Here is a 15622-nt window from a genome sequence, read left to right on the forward strand (position 1 = left end):
TGTCGAAGGGACGCACCCACACGGTCACCGAGCCCAACACGGTCCCTGAGCCTGTCGAAGGGACGCACCCACACGGTCCCTGAGCCCAACACGGTCCCTGAGCCTGTCGAAGGGACATAGGGCGCCGTCGACCGCCCCCTCTTCTCCTCCGCAAGCTCGACCGAAAAACGGCCACTGACCGGCTCAAACCTCTAGGTGAGAATGTCGTAGGTGCGTGCGATAGTGCCTGTATGAACCCCTCGGCCGCGGAAGCCCCGGCACCGCACGGACCGTCTCTCATCGGCGATCCGATCGCCCGCATCCACGCACTCGCCACCGAGTGCGCCGATGCTCTCCCGTGCGCCACCATTCCGGACCTCACCGACGCAGACACTCTCGCGCTGGTTACCGAGGTCGAACGCCTCGGCCGTCGCGTCGACGCCTTGCGCGTCGCTCTCGCCGGTGAGGTTGCGGACCGTTCCCGCCCGTCCCGCGGCGCGCGCGGGCTCGCAGTGTCCCGCGGCTGCCGCACTCCCGCGGATCTCATTGAGCAGTTGACCCAGGTGTCCGGCACCACCGCCCGCCGCCGGGTAATACTGGCCGGCGACGTTCGTCGCGACCCGTTCCTGGGCGGCGACCGCACGAGAGCACGATTCGATCTGGTGGCTCAGGCCGTCGAGGACGGCACCATGGGTATCGACGCCGCCACGGTGATCACCAAGGGCCTCACCCCGCTCCTCGCCCACGGGTCCTTGGACGAGCTGGGAAAGGCGGAGACCGAGTTGGTCGCCGCTGCCACCGGCACCGGCCCCGACAGCACGGTGCCCGCCTCGGCGGACTCGGTGCGGGTGATGGTGTGCGTGTGGCAGGCGAAGATCGACCCCGACGGACTCGACCCGGCCGAGGACCGCGCCATGGGGGTGCGGGGGTTCCGCTTCGGTCCGGAACGCAACGGGCTGCTGCACGGCAGCTTCCAGCTCATGGCGGAAGCCGGGGCTCGGGCAAAGACCCTGTTCGATGCGTACCTGACCCCGACCACCGCGCCCGCGTTCATGACCGAAGAAGAACGCGCAGCCGCGGAAACGGAAGGCGGCAAGGATTCGCGGACGCCGGCGCAGCAGCGGCATGACATCTTCGTCGCGATCATCGACGCCATGGCCCGCAGCGGCCAGGCACCCACCATCGGTGGTGCCGCACCCACCGTCCTGGTGTCGGTCCGCGCAGAGGACCTCGAAGCGAACCGAGGTGCCGGCTGGTCGGACCGGGTCGAGGGCCCGGTGTCGATGCGGACGGTACGGCAGATGGTGTGCACCGGCGGCATCCAGAAAGTCGTCCTCACGACTGAGGGGCGGATCGTGCGCCTGGGTTCACCGGAGCGGTGCTTCACCCCACAGCAACGACGCGCGATCTCCCTCCGTGACGGCGGGTGCGTCATTCCCGGCTGCACCATCCCCGTCGGGTGGTGCGAGATCCACCACGTGGTCCCGGACCGGGACGGTGGGCCGACCCACACGGACAATGGTGTGCTGTTGTGCTGGTTCCATCACCGCACCATCGACACCTCCCAGTGGGGCATCCGGATGCGACACGGGGTACCGGAAGTGAAGCCGCCACCCTGGATCGAGTACTTCGGGAAGTGGCGACCCGCGACCAAATCCCGAACCTGACTCCTCGACCGACTCGACACCCCACCCGACTAGTCCCGCGCCGGGGGAGTCGCGTCGACTGGACCGGTACGCATGCGTCCCTTCGACGGGCTCAGGGACCGTGTGAGGTTGCGTTCCCGTCAGGTTACGCATCGGGCGTCGCGATCCCGAGTCACGGTCGCTGAGCCTGTCGAAGCGACGGGACCGCGCAGCAAGCGTCCCTTCGACAAGCTCAGGGACCGTATGCGTGCGTCCCTTGCGGTTGTGTCCCTTAGACAGGCTCAGGGACCGTGTGAGGTTGCGTGCTCCTCGACGACTCAGCGGGCGTGGCGATCGCGAGTTACGGTCGCTGAGCCTGTCGAAGCGACGGGACGCAGCGCGGTTTTGGCCCCTTCGACGAGCTCAGGGACCGTATCCGCATAGGCCGCCTCGACCACCCCGGGAACGGCCGTCGCCCGAACAGTCGGGGGCGGAGGTGGCGCGGTGGGGCTCCGGGGTCGGTGGGCATCTATGGGCGGAGCCCCAGCACGCCACCTCCGCACCCCCACACGACCGCAACGAGTCACGTCCCTTCGACAGGCTCAGGGACCGTGGGGTGCGTCCCTTCGACAAGCTCAGGGACCGTAGGGCTGCGTCCCTTCGACAAGCTCAGGGACCGTAGGGCTGCGTCCCTTCGACAAGCTCAGGGACCGTAGCTCAGGGACCGACAGGCTGGGGGACCGAGCCGGACGCGCGGAAGGATCGCGACTAGGGCGCCGTCGCCGCCGCGATGGCCGCGTGCACCACGTCGTAGTCCGGGTTCTCCGGGTCGGTGAGCGGCATCGTCACCGCCAGCTCGGTCACGGGCTGGTCCCGCGCCTTCATGGCGAGCTGGGTGAAGTAGCCGAGCATGCTCTGCGGGATGTCCGTCTTCACGACCTGCGCCCCGGCATCCGCGATGCCCTCGAACTTGGTCAGCACGTTCAGCGGGTCGAACTGCTGGATGATCGCCTGCTGCAACTCGCGCTGACGGGCCATTCGGTCGTAGTCGGAGGTGAGGTATCGCGACCGGGCGTACCAGAGGGCGTGGAACCCGTCGAGGTTCTGCACACCCGGCTCGATCCATGCGTCGATCGGTACCGGGTTGTTGTTCTCGTCGTGCCCGGCCCCCATGGCCACACGGGTCTTCACGTCGATCGTCACGCCTCCGAGAGCGTCGATCAGGTCGGCGAATCCCTGCATGTCGATCAGCCCGAAGTACTGGATCTCCAAGCCGGTGACGCCCTCCGCCGCATCGCGCATCGCCTCGATCCCCGGCTGGCTGCCGATGGCCTCGGCGTTGGGATAGAGCTCCGGGCTGTACAGCTGCACCTCGGTGTAGATCGAGTTGAGCATGCACACGTCCACGTTGCACCGCTTGTAGCCATCCGGGTACAGCGACTGCATGGGCGAACCGGCCGAGAACGGCGCACGAACCAGGTTGCGAGGCAACCCAATCATCGTCGTCTCGCCGGTCTCGGCGTCGATGCTGACCACCGTGATGCTGTCGGGGCGGAGTCCCTGCCGATCGGGTCCGGCATCTGCGCCGAGCAGCAGGATGTTGTACTGGCCGTCCACCGGGTCGGCCGTCGGTCCGGTGCCGAACAGCGTGCTCACGAACCCGCGTTGCACCCCGAAGAGGTACGCGCCGTAACTGGCGGGGCCCGCCGTGGCGACCAGCGAGACGACGGCGAGACCGGCGACCAGCAGTCGCGCGGCCGGATATGCCTTCGCCAACCGGGCCAGCCGGATGGTGTCGAGGGTGAGCACGAGCCACAGCACGGCGTAGGCGGCGAGCAGCACCTGCAGCACGAGGAGCGGGGCGGGCATGGTGACCGCGGAGAACAGGACTCCACGCGCCACGAAGTACAGCACGAGCGCGACGAGTGCGAGGGTCCAGAGCAGAAGGGTGGCGGCGAGGCCGAAGCGGCCGAGCTTGCGGTTCCCCGCGAGCACCTGCGCGGAGCCGGGAATGAGGAAGTTCATTCCGACGAGCCACCAACCGCGCTTGGTCATGAAGGACTCGGATCGGGTATCCGGGTTGCGTAAAGGAGCGGTAAGACTCATGGGTTCGGGGCTACAACCTCTTCTTCAGGGCGGCGTTCTTCTGCTCGACCAGTTCGGCAAGAGTGTCAGCGTAGTTCGTCAGTCTCTGCGCCAGCGCATCGTCGGCGGTGGCGAGCATGCGCGCCGCAAGCAGGCCGGCGTTCTTCGCGCCGCCGATGGACACGGTCGCCACGGGCACACCCGCGGGCATCTGGACGATCGAGAGCAACGAGTCGAGGCCGTCGAGGCGGGAGAGCGGCACCGGCACCCCGATCACCGGCAGTGTGGTGACGGAGGCGAGCATGCCCGGCAGGTGAGCCGCGCCGCCCGCACCCGCGATGATCACCCGGAGACCGCGCGCACGCGCCTCGGTGCCGTAGGCGATCATGCGCTGCGGAGTGCGGTGCGCCGACACCACCTCGACCTCGTGCGGAATGCCGAGTTCGGCGAGGATCTCGGCGGCATCCGCCATCACGCTCCAGTCGGAATCCGATCCCATGACCAGCCCGACGACCGGCGTCCCTCCTTCGGCGGTACCGGACGGGTGGGCGGACGGGAGCTCGGGATTGGGCATGGGGACAATGCTAAACGTCAGGTCGCGAGCAGCGCCGCCGCGGCGCGCGCCTGGAAGACGACCTCCTCGAGCTCGTCCCCTCCCGCGGTCACGTGTCCCACTTTGCGGCCGGGACGCGACTCCTTGCCGTAATTGTGCACCTTCACCGTGGGGTGGTCGGCGAACATCCGGGGGTAGCGGCCGGCCAGACCGCCGGCCTCCGGTCCGCCGAAGACGTTGACCATCACCGACCACGCGTCGCGGCACCCGGTGGCGCCGAGCGGAAGGTCGAGCACTGCGCGCAGGTGCTGCTCGAACTGACTGGTGGTCGACCCGTCGATCGACCAGTGGCCGGAGTTGTGCGGGCGCATGGCGAGCTCGTTCACGAGCAACCGGTCGTCGGTGGTCTCGAACAGTTCCACGGCGAGCACCCCGGTCACGCCCACGCCCTCCGCCACCGCGTAGGCGATGTCGGATGCGACGGTGGACGCACGCAGAGCCGCCTGCGGTGCCGGCGCGATCACCTCGGCGCAGACGCCGTCGCGCTGCACCGACTCCACCACCGGCCAGGCGACGATGTCGCCGCTCGGTCGACGGGCCACCGACTGCGCCAGCTCCCGGCGGAAGTCGACGAGCTCCTCCACGAGCAGTGCGGGCGCAGCGTCGGAGTCATCATTCGGCGACGCATCGGCGAGCGCGGCGAACCAGTCGTCGGCATCGGCGGCATCCCGCACGACGCGGACTCCCTTGCCGTCGTACCCGCCGCGCGGCGTCTTCACGACCGCCACCCCGCCGTTGGCGCGGAGGAAGTCGCCGAGCTCCGCCGGCGACGTCACCCGCGCCCAGATCGGCACGGGAAGCCCCAGCTCGGTCAGCCGCTCCCGCATGAGCACTTTGTCCTGGGCGTAGCGAAGCGCGTCCGGACCGGGATGCACGGCCACACCCGCGTCCACGAGCGCCCGCAGCACGGCCTGCGGCACGTGCTCATGATCGAACGTCACCGCATCCACACCCCGGGCGAAGGCCAGGACGGTGTCGACGTCGCGGTAGTCCCCCACGCTGCTGGCGGCGAGCGCGGCCGCCATGCCGTCCGCTTCGGCGAGTACCCGGATGTCCACACCGAGGTTGATCGCCGCGGGGACCATCATGCGGGCGAGTTGTCCGCCGCCGATCACACCGATGGTTCGAGTCATGGTTGCCCTCCGTCTCCGCACTGCGGGCGTGTAGCTCCGTGAGCGTGGCTTCGTACGCGTGGCGCGATGAGCGTTGCTCTGTGAGCGTTGCGAAATGTCGGGGGCTTAGACTCCCGACGGTACGACCTATCTTCGCCCATCGACCGACCGAACGGATGCAGCCGACGTGATCGACGCTTCATCCACGACGCGCGCGCACTCCACGCTCCTCTCGCAGCTGATGAAGTTCGGACTGGTCGGCGGGGTCGGCTTCGTGATCGACGTGGGCGTCTTCACTCTGCTGCGGATCAGCGTGCTGAGTCCCGACGTGCTGCACGAGGGTCCGATCCTCGCGAAGGTCGTCTCGACCTCGCTCGCCATCGGCGCCAACTGGGTCGGTAACCGCTACTGGACCTTCGGCCCGCACCGCAGCGCACGCACCACGCTGGAGGCGGTGGAGTTCCTCGTCGTCAGCCTGCTGGGCATGGGCATCGGCCTGCTCTGCCTGTGGATCTCCCACTACGTGCTCGGGTTCACCTCGGTGCTGGCCGACAACATCTCGTCGAACGTCATCGGCCTGCTGCTCGGCTCGGTGTTCCGCTTCACGCTGTACCGGCACTGGGTGTACTCGCCGAGGCGCGCCCATCGACGAGCGAAGAGGCGCGCCCTCGCCTCCGAGTAGCGGATCCGCGCGCTACGGGCGACCGAGCGCGCGGTAGGTCCAGCCCGCGGAGCGCCACTCGGCGGGAGCGAGGCAGTTGCGCCCGTCGAGGATCGCCTTCGTGCTCACGATGTAGCCGAGTGCTCGCGGGTCGAGCTCGCGGTACTGCTGCCACTCCGTGAGCAGCAGCACGGCGTCCGCTCCCTTCGCGGCTTCCTCGGGCGTGGGGACGAGCGTGAGATCGGGGACGAGCCGACGGGACGTCTCGATCGCCTCCGGGTCGGTGGCGACGACGACCGCGCCCTCCCGCATCAGCTGGGTCGCCACGTCGAGTGCCGGAGAATCGCGAACGTCGTCGGAGTTCGGCTTGAAGGCGAGGCCCAGTACCGCGATGCGCTTGCCCGCCAGCTCGCCGCCGCAGACCTCCCGGGCCAGTTCGACCATGCGGGTGCGGCGGCGCAAGTTGATGTCATCCACGTCGCTGAGGAACGACAGCGCCTGATCCACGCCGAGTTCGTCGGCACGGGCCATGAAGGCGCGGATGTCCTTCGGCAGGCAGCCACCGCCGAAGCCGAGGCCGGCGTTCAGGAAGCGGCGACCGATGCGTGCGTCGTGTCCGATGGCGTCGGCCAGCTGGGTGACGTCGGCACCCGTGGCCTCGCACACCTCGGCCATGGCGTTGATGAAGGAGATCTTCGTGGCGAGGAACGCATTGGCGCTGACCTTCACGAGCTCTGCGGTGGCGTAGTCGGTGATGATGCGCGGGGTCTTCTTCGCGAGGGCGACGGCGTAGATCTTGTCGAGAGCGGAGGCCGCGGCGACCCCGGTCTCGCCCGACGGAACGCCGTAGACGAGCCGGTCGGGAGACAGCGTGTCCTGCACGGCCAGGCCCTCGCGGAGGAACTCCGGGTTCCACGCGAGTACCGCACCGGGCGCCGACGCGGTGACACGCTCGGCCAGGCGAGCGGCCGTTCCCACCGGAACGGTGGACTTGCCCACCACGATGTCACCGGCCGACAGGTGCGGGGCGAGCGCGTCGACCGCCGCATCCACGTAGGTGAGGTCGGCGGCGTTGCTGCCCTTGCGCTGCGGGGTGCCGACTGCCACGAAGTGCACGGCCGCGCCCTTCACGGCCGAGATGTCCGTGGTGAATGACAGCCGTCCCGTGGCGAGGGCGTCCTTCAGCAGTTCGGGGAGACCGGGCTCGTAAAACGGAGCCTCTCCCGAGTTGAGCAGCGCGATCTTGGACTCGTCCACATCCACGCCTACGACCTCATGACCGAGTTCGGCCATTCCCACCGCGTGAACGGCGCCCAGGTAACCACAGCCAACGACAGAAATTCTCATGGCCATAGCCTAGGGAATGGCGACGGCGCCGATGACCGGGGCGCTACCGCCAGCCCTGTGCGCTCGGATGCGTTCCCCGGGTGCCGATGGAATCCTCCTGCTGGCGGCGAGCGGTCATCGGATCCGCGCCGGCCTCCATGAGGTCCTGCAGAGCCCGCGTCACGAGGGTCGCAGAGGGCACGTCCCGCAGCAGCACCGGCGCCTCGAGCCCGGTGTTGATGCGGATGTCACCGCTCCGGAACACGCTCTGCACCGGGCCGCGGGACAGGCTGATGTCGTACCCGCGGCTGTGCAGCAGTTCCTGCCGGACGCGCACGAAGAAGCCGCGCCTCACGATGAGTCGGCGGGTGGTGATGGTGCAGCGGCGGCTCAGCCAGATGAGCAGTGGCAGGAGCCAGAAGAGGAGCACCCCGAGGGCCACCGCACCGTAGAAGGCCGTACGCTGCCAGCCCTCGGGGAAGGACTCACCGAAGTACCCGGCGGCACCGGCGAGCAGGATGAGGGTGAGGCAGGGGAAGAACAGCACCCGGGCGTGCGGACGGAGCGTGGCGACCACCCGTTCCGGCACCTCGGGAGGAACCGACGGGTGCTGCTGATACTCGTGCTGCCGGTAGTCGGCCTGCCGGCGGTGCGGGGCCGGCTGGGTGTCCTGCAGCACGGTCGTCTCCCCATCGTCGTCGGGGATGTGGCGGGTCGCGTCAGCGCGGCGGAGCGTGGAGCGATCCTTCCGGGCCATCCCCCATTAATACCGCAGATGGGTGACATCTCCGGCGGCGACAGCCGTGGTCCGGCCATCCGGCCCGGATCGGATGCGCACGCGTCCCACCTCATCGATGTCCACCGCGGTGCCGCGCAGTTCGTTCCCGCCCGGCAGTTCCACCCGAACCCGACGGCCCAGGGTGCCGCACTCGGCGACGACCGCATCCCGCACGCCGGAGACGACCGCGTCGCCCCGCGCGGACGCGAACGCGGTGGCCAGGGTGTCGAGCTCGGCGAGGTAGTCCGCGAGCAGGGCGTCGGCATCCGGGGCCTCGGCGCCGGCGAGGAGCAGGGAGGTCGATGTGTCGGTGGGCAGGTCGTCGGCGGTCAGGGTCACGTTCACCCCGGAGCCCACGACCACGGCCGACGGGGAGGCGAGGAGCTCGCAGAGGATGCCGCAGACCTTTCTGCCGTCGATCAGCACGTCGTTCGGCCACTTGAGCGTCACGTCGGACCCGGCAACGCCAGCCGGCAGCGCGGCGCGCACCGCCCGGGCCATGGCGGTGCCGGCGAGGAGCGGGAACCATCCCCAGCTGCCCTGCGGGATACCGTCGATCCGGAGGAGCACCGATGCCGCGAGCGACGAGCCGGCGGGGGCCGTCCATACGCGTCCCGCCCTACCCCGTCCGGCCCGCTGGTCGCGGGTCACGACCACCGACAGGTGCGGCCAGGTCGAGGCATCCGCGCCGGAGACCCGGCGCACGAGATCGTCGTTGGTGGAGCCAGTGAAGGGCACGTGCTCGAGCCGGGCGCTCACGGCCGACGAACGGGGAAACTCCATGCGCTCAGCGTACGACCGCGGTCCGGGCGGCCCGAACGGCACGAGGAGCGGCACGGAAGGGCGGCACGGAAGGGCGCGACGGGCAGCCGGGCGGCGAAGAGGGCGACCGGTAAAGTGAACCGCGTGACCAGCAGCGAAACGCCTCCCGATATGTACACGACCGCCGGCAAGCTGGCGGACCTGAAGAATCGGTATCACGAGGCGGTCACCGCGAGCGGCGAGGCCGCGATCGAGAAGCAGCACGCGCGCGGGAAGATGACCGCGCGGGAGCGCATCGACGTGCTTCTCGACCACGGCTCGTTCGTGGAGCTCGACGAGTTCGTGCGGCACCGCACCCACGCGTTCGGCATGGAGAAGAAGCGACCCTACGGTGACGCCGTCGTCACCGGCACGGGCACCATCCACGGTCGTCAGGTCGCCGTCTACTCGCAGGACTTCACGATCTTCGGCGGATCCCTCGGCGAGGTCGCCGGCGAGAAGATCATCAAGGTGATGGAGCTCGCCATCAAGACCGGTGTGCCCATCATCGGCATGCTCGACTCCGGCGGCGCCCGCATCCAGGAGGGCGTGGTCGCCCTCGGCAAGTACGGCGAGATCTTCCGGTTGAACACCGCGGCGTCCGGGGTGATCCCGCAGATCTCGATCATCATGGGTCCGGCGGCGGGCGGGGCCGTGTACTCCCCCGCCCTGACCGACTTCGTGATCATGGTCGACAAGACGAGCCACATGTTCGTCACGGGGCCCGATGTGATCAAGACCGTGACCGGTGAGGACGTCGGCTTCGAAGAGCTCGGTGGCGCCTATACGCACAACAGCATCTCGGGTGTCTCGCACTATCTGGCGAGCGACGAGGACGATGCACTCGACTACGCGCGCACGCTGCTCGGTTTCCTCCCCGACAACAACCTCGCCGAGCTGCCCGTCTACGCGAACGAGCCGGAACTCGAGATCACCGACTCCGACCGCAAGCTCAACACGCTCATCCCCGATTCCCCGAACCAGCCCTACGACGTGCACGCGCTCATCGAACGCGTGGTCGATCACGGCGAGTTCCTGGAGACGCAGCCGCTGTTCGCGCCGAACATCGTCGTGGGCTTCGCGCGGGTGGAGGGCAGGTCGGTCGGCATCGTGGCGAACCAGCCGGGCGCGATGGCCGGCACCCTCAACATCGAGGCGGGCGAGAAGGCCTCGCGGTTCGTGCGGTTCTGCGACGCGTTCTCCATTCCGATCATCACCCTGGTGGACGTGCCGGGATACCTGCCCGGCACCGACCAGGAATGGACGGGCGTGATCCGTCGCGGCGCGAAGCTGCTCTACGCCTACGCCGAGGCCACCGTTCCGCTCGTCACGATCATCACCCGCAAGGCGTACGGCGGCGCGTACATCGTGATGGGCTCGAAGCAGTTGGGCGCCGACATCAACCTCGCCTGGCCGACGGCCGAGATCGCGGTGATGGGCGGACAGGGTGCGGTGAACATCCTGTACCGCAACGAGATCCGGAAGGCCGGTGAGGCGGGCGAGGATGTCGCCGCCGTGCGCACCCGGCTCGCGAACGAGTACACGTACAACGTGGCGAGCCCGTTCCTCGCCGCCGAACGGGGCGAGCTGGACGGCGTGATCGAACCCGCCGCCACTCGGGTGGCCATCACGAAGGCGCTGCGGGCCCTTCGCACCAAGCGCGCGAGCCTGCCGCCCAAGAAGCACGGGAACATCCCGCTGTGAGCGACCCGGACGAGCAGGGCGTTCTCGGCGCCGACGATGTGCGGGTGGTCTCCGGCAACCCCACCGCCGAGGAGATCGCCGCCGCCTCCGCCGTGCTCGCCGCGCTCGTCGCGGAACGGGCGGGCGCCCGGGCCGAGCCGATCGAACCGAGCCCCTCGACGTGGCAGCGCAGCCAACGGGCGATCCGCGGCACGATCGTTCCGGGGCCCGGCCGCTGGCGGGGGTTCTCGGGCTGAAGCGGTCTCAGGCCCCGCGCTGTACCCCATTCGCGGGACGGCTCTCGGGGCAGTTCCGCGGCAATTCGGGGGCACACGGACTGGGGCGCCGGAAAATGTCCCCCAAGTGTCCTCATAAATGACGACTGTGCGGCCGGGGAACGACGACCAAGATAGATATCGCTAGGTGTTACTCCAAGAGTCACACCACCTGGCATTCGCCGACTAGGGTAAGCGGGCGAATGTCCTGGGGGCGAGTCAGGGCGACATTCGGGTTGTCGCCCTGACTCGGAATCGAGAAGGGCTGGTCCATAGATCGGCCCTTCTCCTCGTTAACCGGCGGTGCGCGGTCAACCGTGGCGCAGTCGGTCCAGGGTGCAAGGTCACCCAGCGGTGCGCGGGATCTCCAGCCACAGGTCGACCTCGTCGTCCTGGTCGTCCTGGGCGAGCATGCTCGCGCTGCCATCGCCCGACATGCTGACGCCCACCACGGTCACCGCCGTCGCCGACCCCTCGGGCACGGTGCGCGCGATGAGCTTGTCGGTGCGGGTGGACCGGATGGCGCTGGCGAGGCGATTGAGCACCCGCTCCATCTCCGTCTCGTCGAGGTCGTCGATGCCCCCCTCATCGAGGAGGGTCACGACGGTCCCCCGGCGCCGCGCCTCCATGACCTCCCGCCGCACGGCATCGTTCAGCAGTTTGCGCCCGCGGATCTCGTCGCGGATGCCGCCCTCGAGGTAGAGGCACTCCTGGCGCTCCTGCTCGTTCAGGTCGCCGTTGCGCTCGACGATGCGGCGAAGCATCGGAAGCGCCATGGTGCTGGTCTGGCGGAGGCGGAACTGACGCTCGAAGAGGTGGGCCTCCTGCGCCGCCTGCCAGTCGGTCGCCTCCCGCTCGGCGAGGGCGAACTGCCGCGCGTCCCGGCCGGCTTTCGCGAGCGCCCGGGCGAGCATGTGCGAGACGGCCACCCAGAGCACGCTGCCGATCACGCCGAGCTTCGGCACGTTGCCGAGGTCGGTCCAGAGCACCGACTGCGCGACGAGGAAGAACACGCCGGCCCAGGCGAACGCCTGCTGACGCCTCGTGGACGTGATGGTCATCAGCGTTCCGACCGCCGCCACATGCCAGGTCATGTTCCCGATCGACCGGTCCGGGTCGAGCTGACTGGTCACGAGCAGGGTGACCGCCACGCATACGGCGAGGTTGAAGGCCGCCAGCCACCGCGGCATGAGGGTGGGGCTCTTCGGCCATAGGCTGAGGACGGTGGCGACCGCATACAGTCCCATCGCCACGAGCGCAGGCACTGGGCTGGCCGTGCCGGGAAGGGATACCAGCCCGAGAAGGATGTGATAGCCGGAGAACAGGCCGGCGATGCCGACGATGATGTACCGCGGAACGCTGATCACGATGCCGCCCCGCTGATCTCGTTCTGGTCCTCGCGCACCTGTTCGGGGTTCGGCCAGGTGATCCGTACCGTGGTGCCTTCGCCCTTCGCGGAATCGACCGCGACCACGCCGCCCACGTTGGAGACCCGCTCCCGGATGGACACACGCAGCCCGAGGCGCTCGCTCGGCACCTGATGCACGTCGAACCCGATGCCGTTGTCCCGCACCTCGATGCTCACCCCGCTCGCGCCGATGCCCCGGAGTGACAGCACGCGTTCGACGTCCCGACCGTCGGAACCGGCGTGCTGCAGGCTGTTGACCATCGCCTGAACGGCCGCCGAGTACAACGCCTCGGCCGCGTTGACCGGTACGACGCAGGCCCCGATCTCGTCGGTTCGCACGGCGATCGGGGCGGACATCGTGGAGGCGGCATCGATGATGCGCTGGGTCAGCTTGCGCAGAGCGACGGTGGACCCGTCCTGCGTGGTGCCGAGCCCGGCGTCGGCGAGGTGATCGATCGCGTTGCCCGCCATCGTCGCGGCGAGCTCCCGGGCGTCGGGGGTGTACGCCCGCGCCGCCGAGAGGAAGGTGGTGAGCACGCTGTCGTGCACGATGGCGTCGACCTGCACCCGCTCCACCTCCGTGGCGTGCTGGCGCACGGCATGGGCGTAGCGCTCCAGCGCGGTGCTCTGCGCGGCATCGACGGACGATGCAGCCTGCCGTAGAACGGTGACGAGCACGAGCAGCGCACCGCCCAGGATGATGGCGTAGACCACGTTGAGCAGCGCAGCGATCGGTTCGGCCGAGCCGCCTGCCGGGGTCAAGCGGACGACGCCGTAGACGACAGGAACGATGACCGTGTAGGCGGCGGCGAGCCAGACGCTGAACGCGATGGCTGCACATGCCGTAGCGACGGTGAGGACGAACCACAACCAGGGCGCTGCGTCATCGGTCAGGACCGACGCATCAGCGGCGAAAGGCCAGGTGATCAGCCCGGCCAGGTAGGCGAAGGCCACGTAGCCGTTCGCGGCGGCGACGAATCGCCGTGCGAGCGCGGCGGCGATGACGACGAGAAGCCCGCCGAAGAAGGACGCGGCGATGACGACGTTCCACACCAGCATGACGCCCGAGGTCTGCGTGATGAGCGCCGGGAGGGACTGCAGGCTGAACACCAGCCCGAAGGCGCCGACCGCGCGGGCGAGCACCGTCTCGATGCGAGCGCGGCTGATGGGGTTGCTCGGACTCCGGGTCTCCGGCGCGGCCGGAATCGCTAAGCGCTCAGTGGCCATCGCTGCCGTCGGGATCCAAGCCGGGGAGGATGCCGTCCTCCACGGCTCGACGCAGCAGGTCGACCTTCGTCGGCGCGGGACGCCCGATCTCGATGTACTTCACGCGGATGCGGTCGAGGTACTCCCGAGCGGTGGAATTGGCGATGCCGAGCTGCTCGGCGACCCTCTTCAGCGGCAGTCCGGACGCGTACAGGTGCAGCACGTCGCGTTCCCGGCGGCCGAGCTGCGCCTTCGCGAAGTCGCTGTCCGCGTCGATCGCGGTGGCCCACTCGAGGTTGTTGAGCACCTCGCCCCGCGCGACGGTTGCGATGGCGGCGATCACGGTCTGCGTGGCGGAGGACTTGGGGATGACACCGGCGGCACCGGCGGCGAGCGCCTCTCGCACACTGGCCACGCGGTCGGCGATGCTATGGATCAGCACGGCGGCGCCCGTCGCCTGCGCGAGCTTCACGTTGTCGGTGACGGTCGACCCGTCGCCGAGGGAGAGGTCGAGCACGACCACGTCGCATTCCTTGCCGGTGAGTCCGGCGACGAGCTCCGTCGCACTCGCCGCGGCCAGCACGAAGTCGTAGCCGGCATCCAGGCACGCGGCCTTCAGTCCGAGCCGAACCGACTCGTGATCGTCGACGACGGCCACTCGAACGGTCGAACCGGCCGGCCCCCTGCCGGTTGATTGCTGCTGATCTGATGTGTTAATCACGAATAATCCCGCCTGGCGTCACCCACACTGCCCCGAGTGTGTGCCCCCATGGTATCGGCAGGACTACTCCCGCATCAGTAGCCCGACGGCCTCCACGTGATGAGTGTTCGGAAAGAGGTCGAATGCGCGCAACGAGCGCAGTGCGTATCCTCGCTCGGCGAAGAGCGACACGTCCCGCGCGAACGCCACGGGATCGCACGCGACGTACACGATCTGGGCGGGCGACAGCGCCGTCAAAGCGTTCACCACGGGCTTCTTGGCACCCGACCGCGGCGGATCGAGCACCACGGTGGCGGCGGCGTAACGGCGCTTCTCGGCCGCGGACGCGTTGCGCGCCATCTCCTGCAGATAGCGGTCGACCCGGGCCGTGACCGCCGCGGCACCGAGCCATTCGGCGAGGTTGTCGCCGGCGTAGTCGGTGGCCACCTCGTCGCTCTCCACGCTGGTGATGCGCGTGGTGCTGCCGAACCGGTCGCCGAGCGCCGCCGCCATCAGCCCCACCCCGCCATAGAGGTCGAGGTTCGCGGCGCGAGGATCGAAGGAGGCTTCGTCGACCGCTCCCTGCACGGCGTCGTACAGCGTCTCGGCCGCCGCCCGGTGAACCTGCCAGAAGCCGCCCGCCTCGAGGGCGAAGCTCCGGTCGTGCACGCGCTCGGTGATGGTGTCGCGTTTCTGCGCGCGGCCGTCCATGAGCAGGAGGCGCAGCGGCCCCTCGGACGGTTCGACGATGTCCACCGATTCCACGTTCGGGAACTTCTGCGCGAACGGGGCGGTCTCGTTGACCCTCCGCGTGGCGAGCGGCAGGTGGTCCACCGGGATGACGCGGTGCGACCGGGCGGCGTAGGGGCCGATGGTGCCGTCCTCGGCCACGTGCAGGCTCACCCGGGTGCGCCAGCCGGTGCCGCCCGACTCGTCGTCACCCGGGAGCGCCTCCACCGAGACGTCCCGGTCGAGCCGCGCCATGCGGGACAGGGAATCGACCACCACCTGCCGCTTCAGCTCGCGCTGGTGAGCGAGAGCGATGTGGCCGAACTCGGCGCCTCCCGCACGGTCCTCCGGCGAACGGTCCACGGCCGCGGCGGGCCAGATGTGCTCCTGCCGGTGCGGCGACGCCGACAGCACGTCCAGCGTGTCCGCCCGCCAGAAACTCGCGTGTCCGGTGTCGGTGATGCGCGCGCGCACCCGCTCACCGGGGATGGCGTCGGCGACGAAGATCACCCGGCCCTCGTGCCGGGCCACGAAGACGCCGCCGTGGGCTACGTTGGTGACGTCCAGTTCCACCTCGGTGCCGATTGCAGCCGAGTCGGCCGAGGATGGTTCGCGGGTTTTAGCCATTCACCGAGCATCGC

General features: G+C 69.2%; 14 protein-coding genes. 4 read left to right on the forward strand and 10 right to left on the reverse strand.

Annotated elements, in window-relative coordinates; genetic code table 11:
- Positions 1-230 precede the first annotated feature (230 nt).
- Complete coding sequence (locus EY822_RS03175) at positions 231-1646, forward strand: HNH endonuclease signature motif containing protein (RefSeq protein ID WP_150306949.1); 1416 nt, start codon at positions 231-233, stop codon at positions 1644-1646.
- A gap of 726 nt (positions 1647-2372) precedes the next feature.
- Here the strand turns inward: EY822_RS03175 and EY822_RS03180 are convergent.
- The 3 genes from EY822_RS03180 to EY822_RS03190 form a co-directional block, all read right to left on the reverse strand.
- Positions 2373-3659, reverse strand: coding sequence for an LCP family protein (locus tag EY822_RS03180; protein ID WP_227496982.1), 1287 nt, complete (start codon positions 3657-3659; stop codon positions 2373-2375).
- Positions 3660-3720: 61 nt separating this feature from the next.
- Positions 3721-4263 carry a 5-(carboxyamino)imidazole ribonucleotide mutase gene (gene purE, locus EY822_RS03185; RefSeq protein ID WP_150306951.1) on the reverse strand — a complete coding sequence of 181 codons (543 nt, stop codon included), beginning with the start codon at positions 4261-4263 and terminating at the stop codon, positions 3721-3723.
- Between the two features lie 17 nt (positions 4264-4280).
- Complete coding sequence (locus EY822_RS03190; protein ID WP_264674001.1) at positions 4281-5456, reverse strand: 5-(carboxyamino)imidazole ribonucleotide synthase; 1176 nt, start codon at positions 5454-5456, stop codon at positions 4281-4283.
- Positions 5457-5601: 145 nt separating this feature from the next.
- Here EY822_RS03190 and EY822_RS03195 point away from each other — a divergent pair, with 145 nt between their 5' ends.
- Complete coding sequence (locus EY822_RS03195) at positions 5602-6096, forward strand: GtrA family protein (RefSeq protein WP_227496983.1); 495 nt, start codon at positions 5602-5604, stop codon at positions 6094-6096.
- Between the two features lie 12 nt (positions 6097-6108).
- On the opposite strand, the gene EY822_RS03200 is transcribed toward EY822_RS03195, so the two are convergent.
- Genes EY822_RS03200 through EY822_RS03210 form a run of 3 tightly spaced genes read right to left on the reverse strand, consistent with a single transcriptional unit; the run spans position 6109 to position 8962 of the window.
- Positions 6109-7422, reverse strand: a complete 1314-nt coding sequence (locus EY822_RS03200; protein WP_150306953.1) for a UDP-glucose dehydrogenase family protein — start codon at positions 7420-7422, stop codon at positions 6109-6111.
- Between the two features lie 43 nt (positions 7423-7465).
- Positions 7466-8158 (reverse strand): PH domain-containing protein, encoded by a 693-nt coding sequence (locus tag EY822_RS03205; RefSeq protein WP_150306954.1) that lies wholly within the window; start codon positions 8156-8158, stop codon positions 7466-7468.
- A gap of 6 nt (positions 8159-8164) precedes the next feature.
- Positions 8165-8962, reverse strand: a complete 798-nt coding sequence (locus tag EY822_RS03210; protein WP_150306955.1) for a biotin--[acetyl-CoA-carboxylase] ligase — start codon at positions 8960-8962, stop codon at positions 8165-8167.
- A 150-nt stretch (positions 8963-9112) separates the two neighbouring features.
- Between EY822_RS03210 and EY822_RS03215 the strand changes: the two genes are divergently transcribed.
- Together EY822_RS03215 and EY822_RS03220 are read left to right on the forward strand one after the other, a co-directional pair.
- The gene (locus tag EY822_RS03215) at positions 9113-10684 is read left to right on the forward strand and encodes an acyl-CoA carboxylase subunit beta (RefSeq protein WP_150308736.1); all 1572 of its coding nucleotides are present in this window, start codon (positions 9113-9115) and stop codon (positions 10682-10684) included.
- Positions 10681-10920: an acyl-CoA carboxylase subunit epsilon gene (locus EY822_RS03220; RefSeq protein ID WP_150306956.1), complete on the forward strand. Its 240-nt coding sequence runs from the start codon at positions 10681-10683 to the stop codon at positions 10918-10920. The genes EY822_RS03215 and EY822_RS03220 overlap by 4 nt, the downstream gene beginning before the upstream one ends.
- Positions 10921-11282: 362 nt before the next feature.
- Here EY822_RS03220 and EY822_RS03225 read toward each other — a convergent pair whose 3' ends face one another.
- The 4 genes from EY822_RS03225 to EY822_RS03240 all read right to left on the reverse strand — a co-directional run bounded on the left by EY822_RS03225 (position 11283) and on the right by EY822_RS03240 (position 15608).
- Positions 11283-12305, reverse strand: a complete 1023-nt coding sequence (locus EY822_RS03225) for a hypothetical protein (RefSeq protein WP_150306957.1) — start codon at positions 12303-12305, stop codon at positions 11283-11285.
- The gene (locus EY822_RS03230; protein WP_150306958.1) at positions 12302-13573 is read right to left on the reverse strand and encodes a sensor histidine kinase; all 1272 of its coding nucleotides are present in this window, start codon (positions 13571-13573) and stop codon (positions 12302-12304) included. The genes EY822_RS03225 and EY822_RS03230 overlap by 4 nt, the downstream gene beginning before the upstream one ends.
- Entirely contained in the window at positions 13563-14210 is a 648-nt protein-coding gene (locus EY822_RS03235) for a response regulator transcription factor (RefSeq protein ID WP_319803459.1), read from the reverse strand. Before EY822_RS03235 ends, EY822_RS03230 begins: the two co-directional genes overlap by 11 nt.
- Positions 14211-14336: 126 nt before the next feature.
- A complete protein-coding gene (locus EY822_RS03240) occupies positions 14337-15608 on the reverse strand; it encodes a class I SAM-dependent RNA methyltransferase (protein WP_150306959.1) in 1272 nt (423 codons plus the stop codon).
- Between the last annotated feature and the right edge of the window lie 14 nt (positions 15609-15622).

Origin of the sequence: Planctomonas psychrotolerans (assembly GCF_008642235.1) — a bacterium.
Lineage (GTDB): Bacteria > Actinomycetota > Actinomycetes > Actinomycetales > Microbacteriaceae > Planctomonas > Planctomonas psychrotolerans.